This is a genomic window from Thiohalomonas denitrificans, from assembly GCF_900102855.1.
Classification (GTDB): Bacteria; Pseudomonadota; Gammaproteobacteria; order Thiohalomonadales; family Thiohalomonadaceae; genus Thiohalomonas; species Thiohalomonas denitrificans.
In genome coordinates, this window is the sequence record NZ_FMWD01000008.1 from 82,561 (window position 1) to 98,776 (window position 16,216).

At 62.2% G+C, this 16,216-nt stretch carries 12 protein-coding genes; 6 read left to right on the forward strand and 6 right to left on the reverse strand.

What is annotated here, in order from left to right; genetic code table 11:
• The first annotated feature begins 94 nt into the window (after positions 1 to 94).
• The 5 genes from topA (at position 95) to BLP65_RS13085 (ending at position 7,821) form a co-directional block, all read left to right on the forward strand.
• Complete coding sequence (gene topA, locus BLP65_RS13065; RefSeq protein ID WP_092998068.1) at positions 95 to 2,425, forward strand: type I DNA topoisomerase; 2,331 nt, start codon at positions 95 to 97, stop codon at positions 2,423 to 2,425.
• 167 nt (positions 2,426 to 2,592) lie between these two features.
• The gene (locus BLP65_RS13070) at positions 2,593 to 3,126 is read left to right on the forward strand and encodes an L-threonylcarbamoyladenylate synthase type 1 TsaC (protein ID WP_399352082.1); all 534 of its coding nucleotides are present in this window, start codon (positions 2,593 to 2,595) and stop codon (positions 3,124 to 3,126) included.
• Positions 3,127 to 3,329: 203 nt separating this feature from the next.
• Positions 3,330 to 4,229, forward strand: a complete 900-nt coding sequence (hemF, locus tag BLP65_RS13075) for an oxygen-dependent coproporphyrinogen oxidase (protein ID WP_092998226.1) — start codon at positions 3,330 to 3,332, stop codon at positions 4,227 to 4,229.
• A 124-nt stretch (positions 4,230 to 4,353) separates the two neighbouring features.
• Positions 4,354 to 6,516, forward strand: a complete 2,163-nt coding sequence (gene uvrD / locus BLP65_RS13080; protein ID WP_092998074.1) for a DNA helicase II — start codon at positions 4,354 to 4,356, stop codon at positions 6,514 to 6,516.
• 225 nt (positions 6,517 to 6,741) lie between these two features.
• The gene (locus tag BLP65_RS13085) at positions 6,742 to 7,821 is read left to right on the forward strand and encodes a TRAP transporter substrate-binding protein (protein WP_092998077.1); all 1,080 of its coding nucleotides are present in this window, start codon (positions 6,742 to 6,744) and stop codon (positions 7,819 to 7,821) included.
• A gap of 114 nt (positions 7,822 to 7,935) precedes the next feature.
• Here the strand turns inward: BLP65_RS13085 and greB are convergent, their stop codons facing one another.
• The 5 genes from greB to BLP65_RS13110 form a co-directional block, all read right to left on the reverse strand.
• A complete protein-coding gene (gene greB, locus BLP65_RS13090; protein WP_092998080.1) occupies positions 7,936 to 8,472 on the reverse strand; it encodes a transcription elongation factor GreB in 537 nt (178 codons plus the stop codon).
• 173 nt (positions 8,473 to 8,645) lie between these two features.
• Entirely contained in the window at positions 8,646 to 10,031 is a 1,386-nt protein-coding gene (locus BLP65_RS13095) for a TRAP transporter large permease (protein ID WP_175452571.1), read from the reverse strand.
• Complete coding sequence (locus tag BLP65_RS13100; RefSeq protein WP_092998083.1) at positions 10,031 to 10,576, reverse strand: TRAP transporter small permease subunit; 546 nt, start codon at positions 10,574 to 10,576, stop codon at positions 10,031 to 10,033. The genes BLP65_RS13095 and BLP65_RS13100 overlap by 1 nt, the downstream gene beginning before the upstream one ends.
• A 245-nt stretch (positions 10,577 to 10,821) precedes the next feature.
• On the reverse strand, positions 10,822 to 11,151 hold the full coding sequence (locus tag BLP65_RS13105; protein WP_092998086.1) for a DUF2782 domain-containing protein: 330 nt from the start codon (positions 11,149 to 11,151) through the stop codon (positions 10,822 to 10,824).
• A gap of 14 nt (positions 11,152 to 11,165) precedes the next feature.
• Entirely contained in the window at positions 11,166 to 11,888 is a 723-nt protein-coding gene (locus BLP65_RS13110; protein WP_092998089.1) for an LOG family protein, read from the reverse strand.
• A gap of 245 nt (positions 11,889 to 12,133) precedes the next feature.
• Between BLP65_RS13110 and polA the strand changes: the two genes are divergently transcribed.
• Positions 12,134 to 14,827, forward strand: coding sequence for a DNA polymerase I (gene polA, locus BLP65_RS13115; protein WP_092998092.1), 2,694 nt, complete (start codon positions 12,134 to 12,136; stop codon positions 14,825 to 14,827).
• Positions 14,828 to 15,303: 476 nt separating this feature from the next.
• Here polA and yihA read toward each other — a convergent pair whose 3' ends face one another.
• On the reverse strand, positions 15,304 to 15,954 hold the full coding sequence (gene yihA / locus BLP65_RS13120; RefSeq protein WP_092998095.1) for a ribosome biogenesis GTP-binding protein YihA/YsxC: 651 nt from the start codon (positions 15,952 to 15,954) through the stop codon (positions 15,304 to 15,306).
• Positions 15,955 to 16,216 lie beyond the last annotated feature (262 nt).

The following is a 16,216-nucleotide window of genomic DNA, read 5'->3' on the forward strand; positions in this document are numbered from 1 at the left end:
AAAGAAGCGAACTTCCCGGCCGTATCGGATCACTAAGGGCAACAACAGCCTCGGCCCGGCGGGAGCGCCGGGCTCTCTATAACGAGCGAACCGTATGACCAAAAACCTGGTAATCGTTGAATCGCCGGCCAAGGCGAAGACCATCAAGAAATACCTGGGCAAGGACTTCGAGGTCCTGGCCTCGTATGGGCACGTGCGCGATCTGCTGCCGAAGGAGGGGGCGGTCGACCCCGAGCACGACTTTGCCATGCGCTATCAGGTGATCGACCGAAACGCCAAGCATGTCGATGCCATCGCCAAGGCCCTTAAAAAGGCCGATGCGCTCTATCTTGCGACTGACCCGGATCGCGAGGGCGAGGCCATTTCCTGGCACCTGTATGAACTACTGAAAGAGCGCAAGCTGCTCAAGGATAAGGAAGTGGGCCGGGTGGTCTTCAACGAGATCACCAAGGGCGCCGTTCGGGATGCCGTCGCGCATCCGCGGGAGCTCTCCCTCGATTTAATCAATGCCCAGCAGGCGCGCCGTGCGCTGGATTATCTGGTGGGTTTCAATCTCTCGCCGCTGCTGTGGAAGAAAATCCGCCGCGGTCTCTCCGCAGGCCGGGTGCAGAGTCCCGCATTACGGATGATCGTCGAGCGCGAAGAGGAGATCGAACGCTTCCAGTCCCGGGAGTACTGGAGCCTGGAGGCCGACGTCTCCAGCAAGGGCCAGAATTTCGCCGCCAAGCTCACCCACTACGCGGGCGAAAAGCTCGGCCAGTTCAGTGTCGAGGATGGTGACACCGCTCACGATTGGGAAAGAAACCTGCTGAAGGCCGCCGACGGTCGGTTGACCGTCGAAAAGGTGGAGAAGAAGCAGCGCCGCCGTAATCCCGCCGCGCCCTTCACCACCTCGACGCTCCAGCAGGAGGCCTCGCGCAAGCTGGGTTTTACCGCCCAGCGCACCATGCGTACGGCCCAGCAACTGTACGAGGGTATTGACCTCGGCGGCGAAACGGTGGGTCTGATCACCTATATGCGTACCGACTCGGTCAATCTCGCCCAGGAAGCGATTGGGGAGATCCGCGACTTCATCGGCCAGCGCTACGGCTCGGATAACATTCCCAAGGAGCCGCGGCTCTTCAAGACCAAGGCCAAGAATGCCCAGGAGGCGCATGAGGCGATTCGCCCTACCGGTATCACCCACGTGCCCGAGTCCATCAAGGGCTATCTCTCCAAGGACCAGGCCAAGCTCTACGAACTGATCTGGAAACGCACTGTGGCCTGTCAGATGGTTCACGCGACCATCGATACCGTGGGTGTGAATCTGGTCTGCGGCGAAGGCAATGTATTCCGCGCCAACGGCTCGACGGTGGTGAATCCGGGGTTCATGGCCGTCTACCAGGAAAGCGTGGACGACCGGAAGGAAAAGGAGGAGGACAGCAAGCTCCTGCCTCCGCTGCTGGAGGGCGAAAAGGTCGATCTGCTCGGTATCCGTCCCGAGCAGCACTTTACCGAACCACCCCCGCGCTATACCGAGGCAAGCCTAGTCAAGACCCTGGAGGAGCACGGCATCGGCCGGCCCTCCACCTACGCCTCGATCATCTCCACCCTGCAGCAGCGCGAATACGTGGAGATGGACAAGAAGCGTTTCATTCCCACGGATGTGGGCCGGGTGGTGAACAAGTTCCTTACTCAGCACTTCACCAATTATGTGGATTACGATTTCACAGCGAAACTGGAGGATGAGCTGGACGCCATCTCGCGCGGCGAAGCGGAATGGGTGCCCATCATGCGCCGTTTCTGGAAACCGTTTCACGAGCTGGTGGAGGACAAGGAGAAGAGCGTTCAGCGCAAGGATGTGACCCAGGAAGAGCTGGACGAGAAGTGCCCCAAGTGCAGTCAGCCGCTCTCCATTCGTCTGGGACGCCGCGGGCGCTTCATTGGCTGTACTGCCTATCCCGAGTGCGATTACACCCGTAATCTGGGTGAGAGTGCCGATCAGGCCGCTAGCGAGCCCGAGAAGGTGGAGGGGCGGACCTGCCCCAAATGCGATTCGGAGCTGATCATCCGTTCCGGACGCTACGGCAAGTTCATCGGCTGTTCGAGTTACCCCAAGTGCCGTTATATCGAGCCGCTGGAGAAACCGGCCGACACCGGCGTCGAGTGCCCCGAGTGTCACAAGGGTTCACTGCTGGAGCGGCGCTCGCGTAGTGGCAAGACCTTTTACTCCTGCTCCCGTTATCCCGACTGCAGCTATGCGGTGTGGAACCCTCCGGTGGCCGAAGCCTGCCCCAAGTGCCACTGGCCGGTACTGACCATCAAGACCACCAAGCGGCGGGGTACCGAAAAGGTTTGTCCGCGCAAGGAGTGCGACTTCGCCGAACCGGTGGAAGAGAAGGATGAGGAGCCGGCGGAGGATGAGCAGCGCAAGGCAGCCAACTGATTTTTTGCACCACAGAGGCGCAGAGTACGCAGAGAATTGATGCCGGAAGGTGAGCGGCTCCCGGCGTTCGGTGACCATCCGGCTGATTCTTTAGGGTCTTCAGTGTTCTCAGTGGTGATTTAGAAAAGAGGCTTCAGGTGAGATCCCCAAGTGCCCACCGGCTGCGAATGGCGCGCAGGGTCCTGCAATCCGGCGGCGTCATTGCCTACCCGACCGAAGGAGTCTGGGGACTCGGCTGTGATCCGGCCAATTCATCTGCCGTCGAAGCCATTTTCCGTCTCAAGGGTCGTGCCGCGGCGAAGGGCCTGATTCTGGTCGCAGCCGAATTCCGTCAACTCGAGCCCTGGCTGGCGCCGCTGGACCCGGAGTCCCGATCGCGTGTGCTCCCAAGCTGGCCGGGGCCGGTTACCTGGCTGCTGCCGGCGCGACCCTCGGTCCCCTCCTGGCTACGGGGGCGACACGCGACGCTGGCGGTTCGTGTCTCCGACCATCCGGTGGTCCAGTCCCTGTGCAGGACCGCGGGGATGCCGCTGGTCTCGACAAGCGCCAATCGCAGCGGCGGCCACCCCGCCGTCAGTGCCTTCGAGGTGCGGCGTATCTTCGGCAAGGATATTGATTTGATCGTCACCGGTGAGTTGGGCGGGCGCAGGCGGCCCAGTGAGATCCGCGACCTTTCCGGTCGGGTCCTTCGTCCCGGGTGATGGGTGGATCAACCACGGAGGACACAGAGGAATACGTATTGCACTCTCGGCAACTGCTCCATGCGTTGCTCTACCTCCTGCATCTGACCCACATGGACGTGGGGAATGCAGAAGAATTGCAGGGAGCAATCCCTGCCATGCAGTCGTGTGCGCTCTGTGGTTTTGCATTATCCTCTCGGACAGTTCCTGGAGATGCCTTGATGATGGAGCGCGATTTTTCCACCGTAACCACCCGCTTTACTGCCCTCCAGGACCGGATTACCGATGCACTGGAGGCTCTTGATGGCAGTCGTTTCCGTCGTGACCCCTGGCAGGGCGGGCCGGGGCGCGGCGAGGCTCGAATCCTCGAGGCCGGCGCGCTGTTTGAAAAGGCGGGGATCAACTTTTCGGAGGTCGGCGGTGATCAACTGCCGGCGGCCGCGACCCGTGCCCGCCCGGAACTGGCCGGACGCCGTTACCGCGCTGCGGGCGTGTCGCTGGTGGTCCACCCGCGTAATCCGTTCATCCCGACTGCACACGCCAATGTGCGCTATTTCGTGGCCGAAGCGGAGGGTGTGGAGCCGGTCTGGTGGTTCGGTGGCGGTTTCGATCTGACGCCTTTCTATCCCTTCCACGAGGACGTGGTGCACTGGCACCGCACTGCGCGGGACGCCGTCGCCCCTTTCGGGGAGACGCTCTACCCCCGCTTCAAGGCGGCCTGCGACGACTACTTCTACCTGCCCCACCGGGACGAGGCGCGGGGGGTCGGCGGCCTCTTCTTCGATGACTTCAATGAGGGTAGTTTTGACCACGGGCTCGCCCTGGTCTCAGCGGTGGCCGAGGGGTTTATCCATGGCTATGTTCCCATCGTCGAACGGCGCACCGATACCCCCTACGGCGAGCGGGAACGGCAGTTTCAACTCTATCGCCGGGGCCGTTATGTCGAATTCAATCTGGTGTGGGATCGCGGCACGCTGTTCGGCCTGCAGAGCGGTGGCCGCACCGAATCCATCCTGATGTCACTGCCACCGCTGGCCGCCTGGCGCTATGACTGGGCGCCGGAGGCCTCGAGCGAGGAGGCGCGCCTGGCGGAATTCCTGCGTCCCCGTGACTGGCTGGATTGAGATCAGCGATGGCTTCCGCTCTTTCACGCCCAGAAGGATGGGCGCTTGTGGAGTGATGCAATCGGTCTCCGCCCTCGGCCGACAGCGTCGGCGCGCGGGTTAGACTCTGATACCATCCGCCTCCATGGACGTTTCTGACCTGATCGACCCTCTCAACGAGGCCCAGCGCGAGGCAGTCTGCGCACCGGCGGGCAACCTCCTGGTGTTGGCCGGCGCCGGCAGCGGCAAGACCCGTGTGCTGACACACCGCATCGCCTGGCTGATCCGCACCGAAGGCGTCTCTCCCTTCGGTATCCTTGCAGTGACCTTCACCAACAAGGCGGCCCGGGAGATGCGTGGCCGGATAGAGTCCCTGCTGCAAATGCCGGCCGGCGGTATGTGGGTGGGTACCTTCCACGGTATCGCCCATCGTCTGTTGCGCCAGCACTGGCGGGAGGCGGACCTGCCCCAGAGCTTCCAGATCCTCGACTCGGACGACCAGTACCGCATGGTGCGCCGCGTGCTGCGTGAGCTGCAGCTCGATGAGACCAACTGGCCGCCGAGGCAGGCGCAGTGGTTCATCAATGGCCGCAAGGATGAAGGTCTGCGGCCTGAACATGTGGATCCCCAGGGTAATCCGGTGCAGATGCAGCTGGTACGCATCTACCAGGCCTATGAGCAGGCGTGCCAGCGCGGCGGTGTAGTGGATTTCGCCGAACTGCTACTGCGGGCTCATGAGTTGTGGCGCGACCGGCCGGACTTGCTGGCCCACTACCGAGAGCGGTTCCGGCATATCCTGGTGGATGAGTTTCAGGATACCAACGCCATTCAGTACGCCTGGATCCGGCTGCTCGCCGGTGATTCCGGCCAGGTCTTCGTAGTAGGGGATGACGACCAGTCCATCTACGGCTGGCGTGGCGCCCGGGTGGAGAATATTCATCAGTTCCGCCGGGATTTCCCCAATGTGAAACTCATTCGCCTGGAACAGAACTATCGCTCTACCGGCACCATCCTGTCCGCCGCCAACGGCATCATTGCCCACAACGCCGACCGGCTCGGCAAGGAGCTGTGGACCGCGGGGGAAAAGGGGGACCCGGTACGCATCTACGGGGCCTTCAACGAAATTGAAGAGGCCCGCTTCGTGGTGGACCGTATCCGCACCTGGAACCGGGAGGGCGGGGCGCGCTCCGAGGTGGCGATCCTCTACCGTTCCAACGCCCAGTCGCGGGTGCTCGAAGAGGCCCTCATGCAGGCGGCGGTGCCGTACCGGGTCTATGGCGGCCTGCGCTTTTTCGACCGCGCCGAGATCAAGGACGCGCTTGCCTACCTGCGCCTTATCGTCAACCGTGGCGATGATCCCTCCTTCGAACGGGTGGTCAATACCCCCACCCGCGGCATCGGCGATCGCACCGTGCAGGCCATCCGGGAGCATGCCGCCGCCCATCAGCAGCCCCTATGGCAGGCAGCTATGGAAGTGGCCGAGGGTACCGGGCTTCCGGCCCGGGCGCGCAACGCCGTGCGGGCCTTTCTGGAGCTGGTCGAGCGTCTCGCAGAAGAGACGGAGATGCTCGAACTGCATGACACCTTCGAGCATGCGGTGACGCGAAGCGGCCTCATCGAGCACTGCAAAAAGGAGAAGGGCGAGCGCGGACAGGCGCGTATCGAAAACCTCGAGGAGCTGGTCAACGCTGCGCGCCAGTTCGAATTCGACGAGGAGCAGCACGAAGGGATGAGCGCCCTTTCGGCATTTCTCGCCCACGCCGCCCTGGAGGCAGGCGAAGGCCAGGCGGACGAGTGGGAGGATTCGGTGCAGCTGATGACCCTGCACTCCGCCAAGGGACTGGAATTCCCCCTGGTGTTCGTCTGCGGCATGGAGGAGGGGCTGTTCCCCCATCGTATGTCCGTGGAGGAGCCCGGCCGGCTCGAGGAGGAGCGCCGCCTCTGCTATGTCGGCATGACCCGTGCCATGCGCCAGCTCTACCTTACCTATGCCGAGGTGCGCCGCCTCTATGGGAAGGAAAACTACACCCGCCCCTCCCGCTTCCTGCGTGAGCTGCCGCCGGAATTCGTCGAGGAGATCCGTCTGCGCGGAATGGGCGCGGCCATGCCCTCGCCGTCGCGCCGCGCTGAACCGACGGAAACCGCCGACGGACTCGGTCTGGGTCAGCGGGTCACCCATCGCAAGTTCGGCGAAGGCGTGATCCTCGCCCTGGAGGGCCAGGGCGCCCAGGCCCGCGTCCAGGTCGCCTTCGACGATGTGGGCACCAAATGGCTGGTGCTCAGCTACGCCAACCTCGAAGCTGTATGAATAACCACGGGGGACACCGGGAGCACGGGAACATGCTTTTTAACCACAGAGAACACAGAGGAAAAATCATCGAAGCACCAAAGTCCAAAAAGGGTTTACTCAGTGTTCTCGGTGGTTTTCTTTTTAAAACCCCGTGCACCCCGTGGTTCAATCCCTTTGCGCTCTTCGCGTCTTTGCGGTTAGATCCGACTCTGCGCGTCCGCGGTGACACATAAAGGAGAAATCATGAAGCGTCGCGACTTTATCAAGGGGGTCGGTGTCGGCTCCGTGCTCGCCGGGAGCACATTGGCCGCACCGGCGGTGCATGCCGCCAAGCCGCACAAGTGGAAGATGGTCACCACCTGGCCGAAGAATTTTCCGGGTATGGGCACCGGCGCCAATAATCTGGCGAAGTTGATCACCGAGATGTCCGGCGGGCGTATCGAGGTGAAGGTGTATGGCGCCAAGGAGTTGGTGCCGGCTTTCGAGATCTTCGATGCGGTTTCCCGCGGCACGGCGCAGATGGGTCACGGCGCCGCCTATTACTGGAAGGGCAAAAGCGAGGCGGCCCAGTTCTTTGCGGCGGTGCCGTTCGGCATGACCGCCCAGGAGATGAATGCCTGGCTCTATCATGGCGGCGGTATGGCGCTGTGGCAGGAGGTCTATGCACCCTTTGGACTGATCCCCGCCGCGGCCATCAATACCGGTGTGCAGATGGGTGGTTGGTTCAACAAGGAGATCAACTCCCTCGATGATCTCGAGGGCCTGAAGATGCGTATTCCCGGATTGGGGGGCGAGGTCCTGAAGCGCCTCGGTGGTACGCCGGTCAGCCTCCCCGGCGGTGAGATCTTCTCATCCCTGAAGTCCGGCGCTATCGACGCGACCGAGTGGGTGGGGCCCTACAACGACCTGGCCTTCGGCCTCCACAAGGCGGCCAAATACTATTACTACCCCGGCTGGCATGAGCCGGGCACCGTCCTGGAGTCCTTTATCAACAAGGAGGCATTCGAAGCCCTCTCGGCCGATCTGCAGGCGATTGTCATCAACGCATGCAAGGCCTCCAATGTTGACGGCCTGTCGGAATTCACCGCCCGCAACAACGAGGCGCTGGATACCCTGGTCAACCGGCACAAGGTGCAGCTGCGCCGCTTCCCTGATAGCGTCCTGAAGGAGTTGAAGGGGATCTCCGACGATGTGGTGGCGGAAGTCGCCGCCAGGGACCCCCTGTCGAAAAAGGTCTACGACTCCTTCCGGACTTTCCGCGACCAGGTCGTGGCCTGGCACGACGTGTCGGAGCGCGCCTACCTGAATGCGCGCGCCCTCTGAGGGTTAACCACGGGGGACACGGGGAGCACGGGGTACACGGGGTGTTAAAAGAAAACCACAGAGGACACGGAGTAAACCCTTTATAAACTTTGGGGTCCTCGGTGTCCTCTGTGGTTAAAAAGCAGTTCCTCCCGTGTCCCCGTGGTTCAAGCCTTTTCGTTCGTAGCTCACCCCCACTATCCAGTAGGTCGCCTCGCCCTCGGGAAGCCGGACAGTCACTTCGTCGTCGAGGGCCTTTCCTAGCAGGGCGCGCGCCACGGGGGCATCGACACTGATGTAGCGGGGATCGGCGTCGAATTCGTCGGGGCCGACGATGCGGTACGGGTGCTCCTCGCCCGCATCATCCTCCAGCGTCACCCGGGCGCCGAAGAAGACCCGGTTCCGATCGGAGGGGATAGTGTCGACGATTTGCAGATCCGGAAGCCGCTTCTGCAGATAGCGAATGCGCCCGTCGATGCCCCGCAACTCCTTTTTGCGATAGATGTACTCGGCATTCTCCGAGCGGTCTCCTTCGGCCGCTGCTGCGGAGAGCGCCTTGACCACGTCATGGCGCCGCGCCCACAGCGCCCTCAGCTCCGCTTCCAGTCTGGCGTAGCCCTCCGGGGTGATGTACTTCGAACCGGGTTCTCGCGGTGGTCGCCAGCGTCCCATCGACCCTCCTTCCAAAGAGTAAACCACGGGGTGCACGGGGAACACGAGGCTGCTCTTAACCACAGAGGACACAGAGAACCCGTTTGATCCCGAAACTCTGTGTGCTCAGTGCCCTCTGTGGTTAAAAAAGTGGGTTACCCCGTGAACCCGTGTCCCCCGTGGTTAAATCCGATCTATTCGCCGTAGACGACCCCCGGAAGCCAGGTCGCCAGTTCGGGCCACCAGGCAAGGGCGGCGAGGGCGGCGGCCTGGATGACGATAAACGGGGCGACGCCGCGGTAGATCTGCACCGTGGTGACCTCCGCGGGTGCCACGCCCCGCAGATAGAAGAGGGCGAAGCCGAATGGCGGAGTGAGGAAGGAGGTCTGCAGGTTGATGGCGATCATCACCCCCAGCCAGACCGGATCCAGGCCCATGGCCAGCAGGATCGGCGCCACCACCGGTACGACCACGAAAGTGATCTCGATGAAATCGAGGATGAAACCGAGCAGGAACATCACGAGCATGACCACGAACATGGCGGCAAAAACGCCCCCGGGCAGATCGGTGAGTACACCTTCCACCAGTTCATCACCCCCGTAGCCTCGAAAGACCAGGGAAAACAGGGAGGCACCGATGAAGATCAGAAACACCATGCTGGTGACCTGAGTGGTTGCCCGAACCACCTCGGTCATTTTTCCAAGCGTCAACTGCCCCTGCGTCGCGGCCAGCAGGATCGCCCCTACTGCGCCGACCGAGGCCGCTTCCGTCGGCGTGGCGGCGCCGGCCATGATGGAACCGAGTACCGCCAGGATGAGAGCCAGTGGCGGCAGCAGCACCTTGCCGGCGCGAAGCGCCAGGGCGAGGCCCCTCTCGGTGCGTTCCGCCGCGGGGATCGCCGGGGCCGCCGATGGTCGGAAAAAAGCGACACCGGAGAGATAGAGGATATAGAACCCGACCAGTAGCAGTCCCGGAAGCAGGGCACCGGCGAACAGATCACCGACCGAAACCGTGTCGGGCGACCAGATGCCCATCTCCAGCTGCGCCTGCTGGTAGGCCGATGAGAGCACATCACCGAGCAGAACCAGGATAATGGAAGGGGGAATTATCTGCCCTAGGGTCCCCGAGGCGCAGATGGTGCCGGTGGCCAGTTCCGGGCTGTAGCCGCGCTTGAGCATGGTGGGCAGCGACAGCAGTCCCATGGTGACCACGGTGGCGCCCACGATGCCGGTGCTGGCGGCCAGTAGCATGCCCACGATGGTGACCGAGATCCCCAGGCCGCCCCGCAGCGGTCCAAACAGGGCGGCCATGGTATCCAGCAGGTTCTCCGCCACCCTCGAGCGCTCCAGCATTACCCCCATGAACACGAACAGCGGGACCGCGATCAGTGTCTGGTTGGTCATGATGCCGTAGAGGCGGTTGGGCAGCGCGTCCAGGAAGGAGGGGTCGAAGACTCCCGATAGCTCGCCGATGAAGGCAAAGGCGAGTGCGGTCCCCGCCAGGGCAAAGGCGACCGGATACCCGGCCAGCAGCACCAGGCAGACCGCAAAGAACATCCACAGGGGAGCGAGTTCGGCCATCAGAGTTCTTGTGTCGGATCGTGTTCGGGGGTCGCCTCGGGGTGGCCGGTAACGACCAGCAGACTGCGCAGCGCCAGCGCGACCCCCTGAAGCATCATCAGGATGGCCATGGCGGGAATGGCGCTCTTGAGCAGGTAGACCCACGGCAGTCCGCCCGTCTCGCCGGAGCCCTCCCTCAGGGCCCAGGAACTGACGACGTAGTCCCAACTAACCCAGACGATAAATCCGGACACCGGCAGCAGCAGAAGCAGCGTGCCGAGCAGGTCCACCCACGCCCGCCCGCGGTCGGAGAGGCGCCGGTAGACGATATCCACCCGTACATGCCCATCATGCTTGAGGGTGTAGGCCGCCCCCAGCATGAAAACCGCCGCATGCATGTAGGTGATCGACTCCTGCATGGCGATCCAGCCGATGTTGAAGGCGTAGCGCAGGACCACCACCGTGAAGGTCACCATGACCATCCCCAGCGTCAGCCAGGCGACGGCCCGTCCGGTGGCTTCGTTGACGGCGTCCAGATAGCCGATAAGGCGCTGAATTGTTTTCATAGGGTCAAAGCCGGGGCAGGTGCGCGTCTATTCTAGGCACCCCCCCACCCGCCGACAACTGCATAAACCACGGCGGACACGCGGATCACGGGGAAGGGCGAAAACCACAGAGGGCACAGAGAAAACCCGAAATTGAGGGATTGGCAGTCAAGCGTGACCGGGAGACAACACGAGTATTTCCTCTGTGCCCTCCGTGTCCTCTGTGGTTAACCCCCGTATCCTCCGTGCTCCCCGTGGTTAAAATCTCACCACTCGAACAGCCGCCACTGCACGATGGGCGGGTTTTCCAGGTCGTTGCGGAAGGTCTCCAGCCGGCCGTCGCCATCGGTGTCGATGAGGTAGTAGGGCGCTCCGGCGGTCGGCGTGATCTTCACCATATAGACCTGTCCGCCGACGCTGTACTGCTCGATGACATCCTCGCCCCGGCGCTGAATGCGGACCTCCGGCTCCAGACCCTCCGGCATCGGGAGATTCTCGGGAATGGGCGGCGGGGGCTCGGTTTCTCCGCCCGGCGGCTCCTGGGCCGCCGCGGGAGTCAGCAGGGCAAGGGCGAGAATAACGGCAGGTGTGCGCATGGTCGAATCCTTGTTTAGAGATCCAGCAGGATCTCCTGCTCTTCGGCTGAGGGCTCAAAGCCCCGGGTTTCGTAATGACTGAAGATGGCCTCCACTACTTCCCGAGGCTCGTCGATGACCTGGAACAGGTCCATGTCCTCGGCAGCGATGGTCTTCTCCGCCACCAGTATCTCTTGCAGCCAATCCACCAGGCCATTCCAGAACGGGCTGTGTACCAGAATGATGGGGATGCGGCGGGTTTTTCCGGTCTGAACGAGTGTCAGAATCTCTGCCAGTTCGTCCAGAGTACCGAATCCACCCGGGAGCACAACATAGGCGGAAGCGTATTTTACGAACATCACCTTGCGGGCAAAAAAGTGCCGAAAGGTTAGCGAGATGTCCTGATAGCTGTTTCCACTCTGCTCGTGTGGCAGCTGGATGTTCAGGCCTATCGAGGGTGATTTGCCCGCATGAGCCCCTTTGTTGGCCGCCTCCATAATGCCCGGTCCGCCCCCGCTGACTACGGAAAACCCGGCGTCGGAGAGGGCCCGCGCGATCTCCTCGGTGAGCTTGTAATAGGGGTGATCCGGTGAGGTGCGTGCCGAGCCGAAGATGCTCACCGACGGCCGGATACGGGCGAGTTTTTCAAAGCCCTCGACGAACTCGGCCATGATCTGAAAGATCTTCCAGGATTCGCGGGTAAGCATTGCATCGTCAATCGGTGTCATACCCGGATGAGATTTGTTGTTTTCGTCCATACGCGGCGAATTCCTCTGTTAACACCAAAAGCGAACCACAGGGGCATGGGGAACATGGGGTTTTTCAGGGTGGACCACAGAGAACACGGAGGGGATTTTCGCATATTCCACCCGGTGTTCTCTGTGGTTATTTTCCGTTGGTTCCCTGTGCCCCTGTAATCTCCGTGGTTTAATGGCAAAGCTTGTCGCTAGTGTACCGCGCCGCAGTACACTACGGCCCGATAGTGCAGATTTGAGAAGACCCGATGACAGAACGCAGTAACAAGCCACTGGTGCTCGTGGACGGTTCGTCCTACCTGTACCGCGCCTTTCATGCCCTGCCGGCGCTGACCAACTCCCGCGGGGAGCCCACTGGCGCCGTCTATGGCGTGGCCAATATGCTTCGCCGACTGCTCAAGGATTACGACCCGGAGTACATGGCCGTCGTCTTTGATGCCAAGGGCAAGACCTTCCGGGATGAACTCTATGATCAGTATAAAGCCCATCGTCCGCCGATGCCGGATGAACTCCGCGGTCAGGTGCAGGTACTGCATGAACTCGTGCGAGCCATGGGCCTGCCGCTGCTGATCATCGACGGCGTCGAGGCGGACGATGTTATCGGCACCCTGGCGCGTCAGGCCGAGGCGGTGGATATGGAGGTGGTGGTCTCCACCGGTGACAAGGATATGGCCCAGTTGGTCAGTAAACGGGTCACTCTCGTCAATACCATGACCGGTACGGTAACCGACGCCGACCATGTGGAGGAGAAATTCGGCGTTCCGGTGGAGAACATCGTTGATTGGCTCGCCCTGGTGGGCGATGTGGTCGACAACGTCCCCGGGGTACCCAAGTGCGGTCCCAAGACCGCCGTCAAATGGTTGCAGCAGTACGGTTCGCTGGACGGGGTGATGGAGCATGCCGGGGCGATCAAGGGGAAGGTGGGCGAAAACCTGCGCGCCAGCTTCGACCAGCTGCCGCTGTCACGGGAGCTGGTGACCATCCGCTGTGATGTGCCCCTCGATCAGGGGCCTTTTGATTTGCGCCGCGGCGAACCGGACCGGGAGGCTCTGCGCGAAATCTATACCCGGCTTGAATTTCGCGCCTGGCTGTCGGAACTGCTGGATGGCACGGAGCCCGAGGAGCAGGTGCCTGAAGGCACCGAATACGAGCTGGTCCTCGACGAGGCCGGGCTGGACGCCTGGATAAAGCGCCTGGAGGGCGCGGATCTGTTTGCCTTCGATACGGAAACCACCAATCTCGACTACATGCTGGCGGAGGTGGTCGGCGTCTCCCTGGCGGTGGAGCCCGGGCATGCGGCCTACATCCCTGTCGGTCACGATTACCCCGGCGCACCGGACCAGCTCGACAAGGAGACCGTCTTCCAGCGTCTGGCGCCGCTGTTGCTCGACCCGAACAGGGTCAAGCTGGCCCAGAACCTCAAGTACGACATGAGCGTACTGGCCGCGGCCGGTATTCACCTGGAGGGCCCGGTGCACGACACCATGCTGGAGTCCTACGTGCTCAACAGTACCGCGGCGCGTCACGATATGGATTCCCTGTCGTTGAAGTACCTGGGTCGCAAGACCGTCACCTACGAAGAGGTGGCCGGCAAGGGGGCGAAACAGCTGGGCTTCAACGAGGTGGATCTGGAACAGGCGGCGCCCTATGCGGCGGAGGACGCGGACGTTACCCTCCAGCTGCACCGCAAACTCTGGCCGCAGCTGGAGGCGATTCCCTCACTGGCGAAGCTCTACACCGGGATCGAACTGCCCCTGGTGGCGGTGCTATCCCGTCTGGAGCGTAACGGCGTGCTGGTGGATGTGGGCAAGCTGCGCCGGCAGAGCACGGAATTGGCGAAGCGCATGGGTGAAATCGAGCTCCTGGCCCACCAGGAGGCGGGCGGCCCCTTCAATCTCGGCTCACCCAAACAGCTGCAGGTCATCCTTTTCGAGCAAAAGGGGCTGCCGGTGGTGAAAAAGACCCCCAAGGGGCAGCCCTCCACCGCCGAGGAGGTGCTTCAGGAGCTGGCCCTGGACTACGAACTGCCGCGGCTGATCCTCGAATACCGCAGCCTCTCCAAGCTCAAGTCCACCTATACGGACAAACTGCCGGGCCAGGTCAGTCACGACGGGCGGGTGCATACCTCCTATCATCAGGCGGTGGCCGCCACCGGGCGGCTCTCCTCGTCGGACCCGAACCTCCAGAATATTCCCATCCGCACCCCGGAGGGGCGCCGGATCCGCCAGGCCTTCGTCGCCTCCGACGGTTACAAGCTGCTGGCCGCGGACTACTCCCAGATCGAGCTGCGGATCATGGCCCATTTGTCACAGGATGAGGGCCTGCTGGGCGCCTTCGCCGAGGGCCAGGACATTCATACCGCTACCGCCGCTGAAGTCTTCGGCATGCCCCTGGAGGAGGTCACGGTTGCCCAGCGGCGCTCCGCCAAGGCGATCAATTTCGGGCTCATCTACGGTATGTCCGCCTTCGGCCTGGCGCGCCAGCTGGGTATCGACCGGGCCGCTGCCCAGACCTACGTCGACCTCTACTTCCGGCGCTATCCCGGGGTGAAGGCCTACATGGACGCCTCCCGCAGAAAGGCCAAAGATGACGGCTTTGTGGAGACCGTATTCGGTCGCCGGCTCTATATCCCGGATATTAAGGCCAGCAACGCCCAACGCCGGCAGTATGCCGAGCGTACCGCCATCAACGCCCCCATGCAGGGCACCGCGGCCGATATCATCAAGCGGGCCATGATTGCCGTGGACGGCTGGTTGCTGAAAGGCAGCGTGGATGCCCGCATGATCATGCAGGTTCACGACGAGCTGGTGTTCGAGGTGGCGGAGGAGGACCTGGATATCGTCCGCACGACCGTAATCCGGTGCATGTCCGGGGCCGCCGACCTCTCGGTACCGCTGGAGGTCGAGGCCGGCGTAGGCGATAACTGGGACGAGGCGCACTGAGTGGCGAGTGGCCAGTGACTAGTTACGAGTGGCTAGTTGCGAGGGACGAGTGGTGAGCGGGTAACGGTGGATGCGGGATGAGAAATCGTGAATTTTTGTGAATCGAGGAAACTTCTTTCGGAACTTCTTTCGGGAGGGTGTGTCTATCAGGGTAAGCGCAGCAATGCGCTCTTTCCCGCCCCTCTCTCCCTGGCGGGAAACAGACACCCGGCTCTCCCCAGCCGGGAACATCTAGGCCCCGGGCGCATTTCTCCCCCTTTTGCGCGTCCGGGGTTTTTTTTGTGTCAGTGAATGCGATTAACCACGGAGGGCACAGAGTGGTTATTCTGTGGTGACAACAGCGGTGGGCCACGGGGTGCACGGGGTACACGGGGTTAATTACTTACTTATTAGAGAAAGTACTGGGGACAGACCGGTCTGCTCGGTGCTCTCACAGGTTTTCCCTGAAATCCCCGTACACCCCGTGTTCCCCGTGGTTACTCGCCTTGACGTTCAGTGGCTTCAAGCGGTTGTTCCGGTTCCAGCTTCATCCAGCGGTCCAGTACTTCGCGAACCTCGTCGACGCCCTGGCGTTTCAGGGCGGAAAACAGCTGGACGGTAGCACCGGGGTACTCCGCGTCCAGCGTACGCCGTACCTGCTGCAGGGTACTGGCGGCGGGCCCGCGTTTCAGCTTGTCGGCTTTGGTCAGCAGAACATGGGTCGGCATGCCGGAAGCAGCGCACCAGGCCAGCATCTGGCGATCGAACTCCTTCAGCGGATGACGGACATCCACCAGCAGGATCAGCCCGGTCAGACACTGCCGCTCCCGAAGATAGCGCTCCAGAAACTGCTGCCAATGCCGCTTGACCGCCTCTGGGACCTTCGCGTATCCGTACCCGGGCAGGTCCACCAGCCTGCGCTCTGCATCGATTTCGAACAGGTTGATCAGTTGCGTCCGGCCCGGTGTCTTGCTGATCCGTGCCAGCCCCTTCTGATCGGTGATGACGTTCAGGGCGCTCGATTTGCCGGCATTGGAGCGGCCGGCAAAGGCCACCTCGAAACCCTCGTCGGGGGGAAGGTGTTGGGGGGCGTTGGCACTGGTCAGGAACTGTGCTCGCCGGTAGGGGTTTTCGCGTTGCCGCTGCATCAAAATCGCGCCTTTTCGGTTGACCGGATAAAACCTGCTTGGTATATACATCTTTTGGCACTCGAAGGAACCGTGCCCGGGGAGTTGCAGTGGATTCCCTGTCGCTTGGATTATCCGGTTCGGTTTTGCTTCCGCGCGCTTCCGCGCCGGGGGCGCTGATGGTAACATGCCCGCATTCCGGGCGGTTACCATCCCCTGAACCACTTTTGACGGCCCCTCCAGCTATGCGACGGAGTCGGGCTTATTGCATAATTTAGGAGCA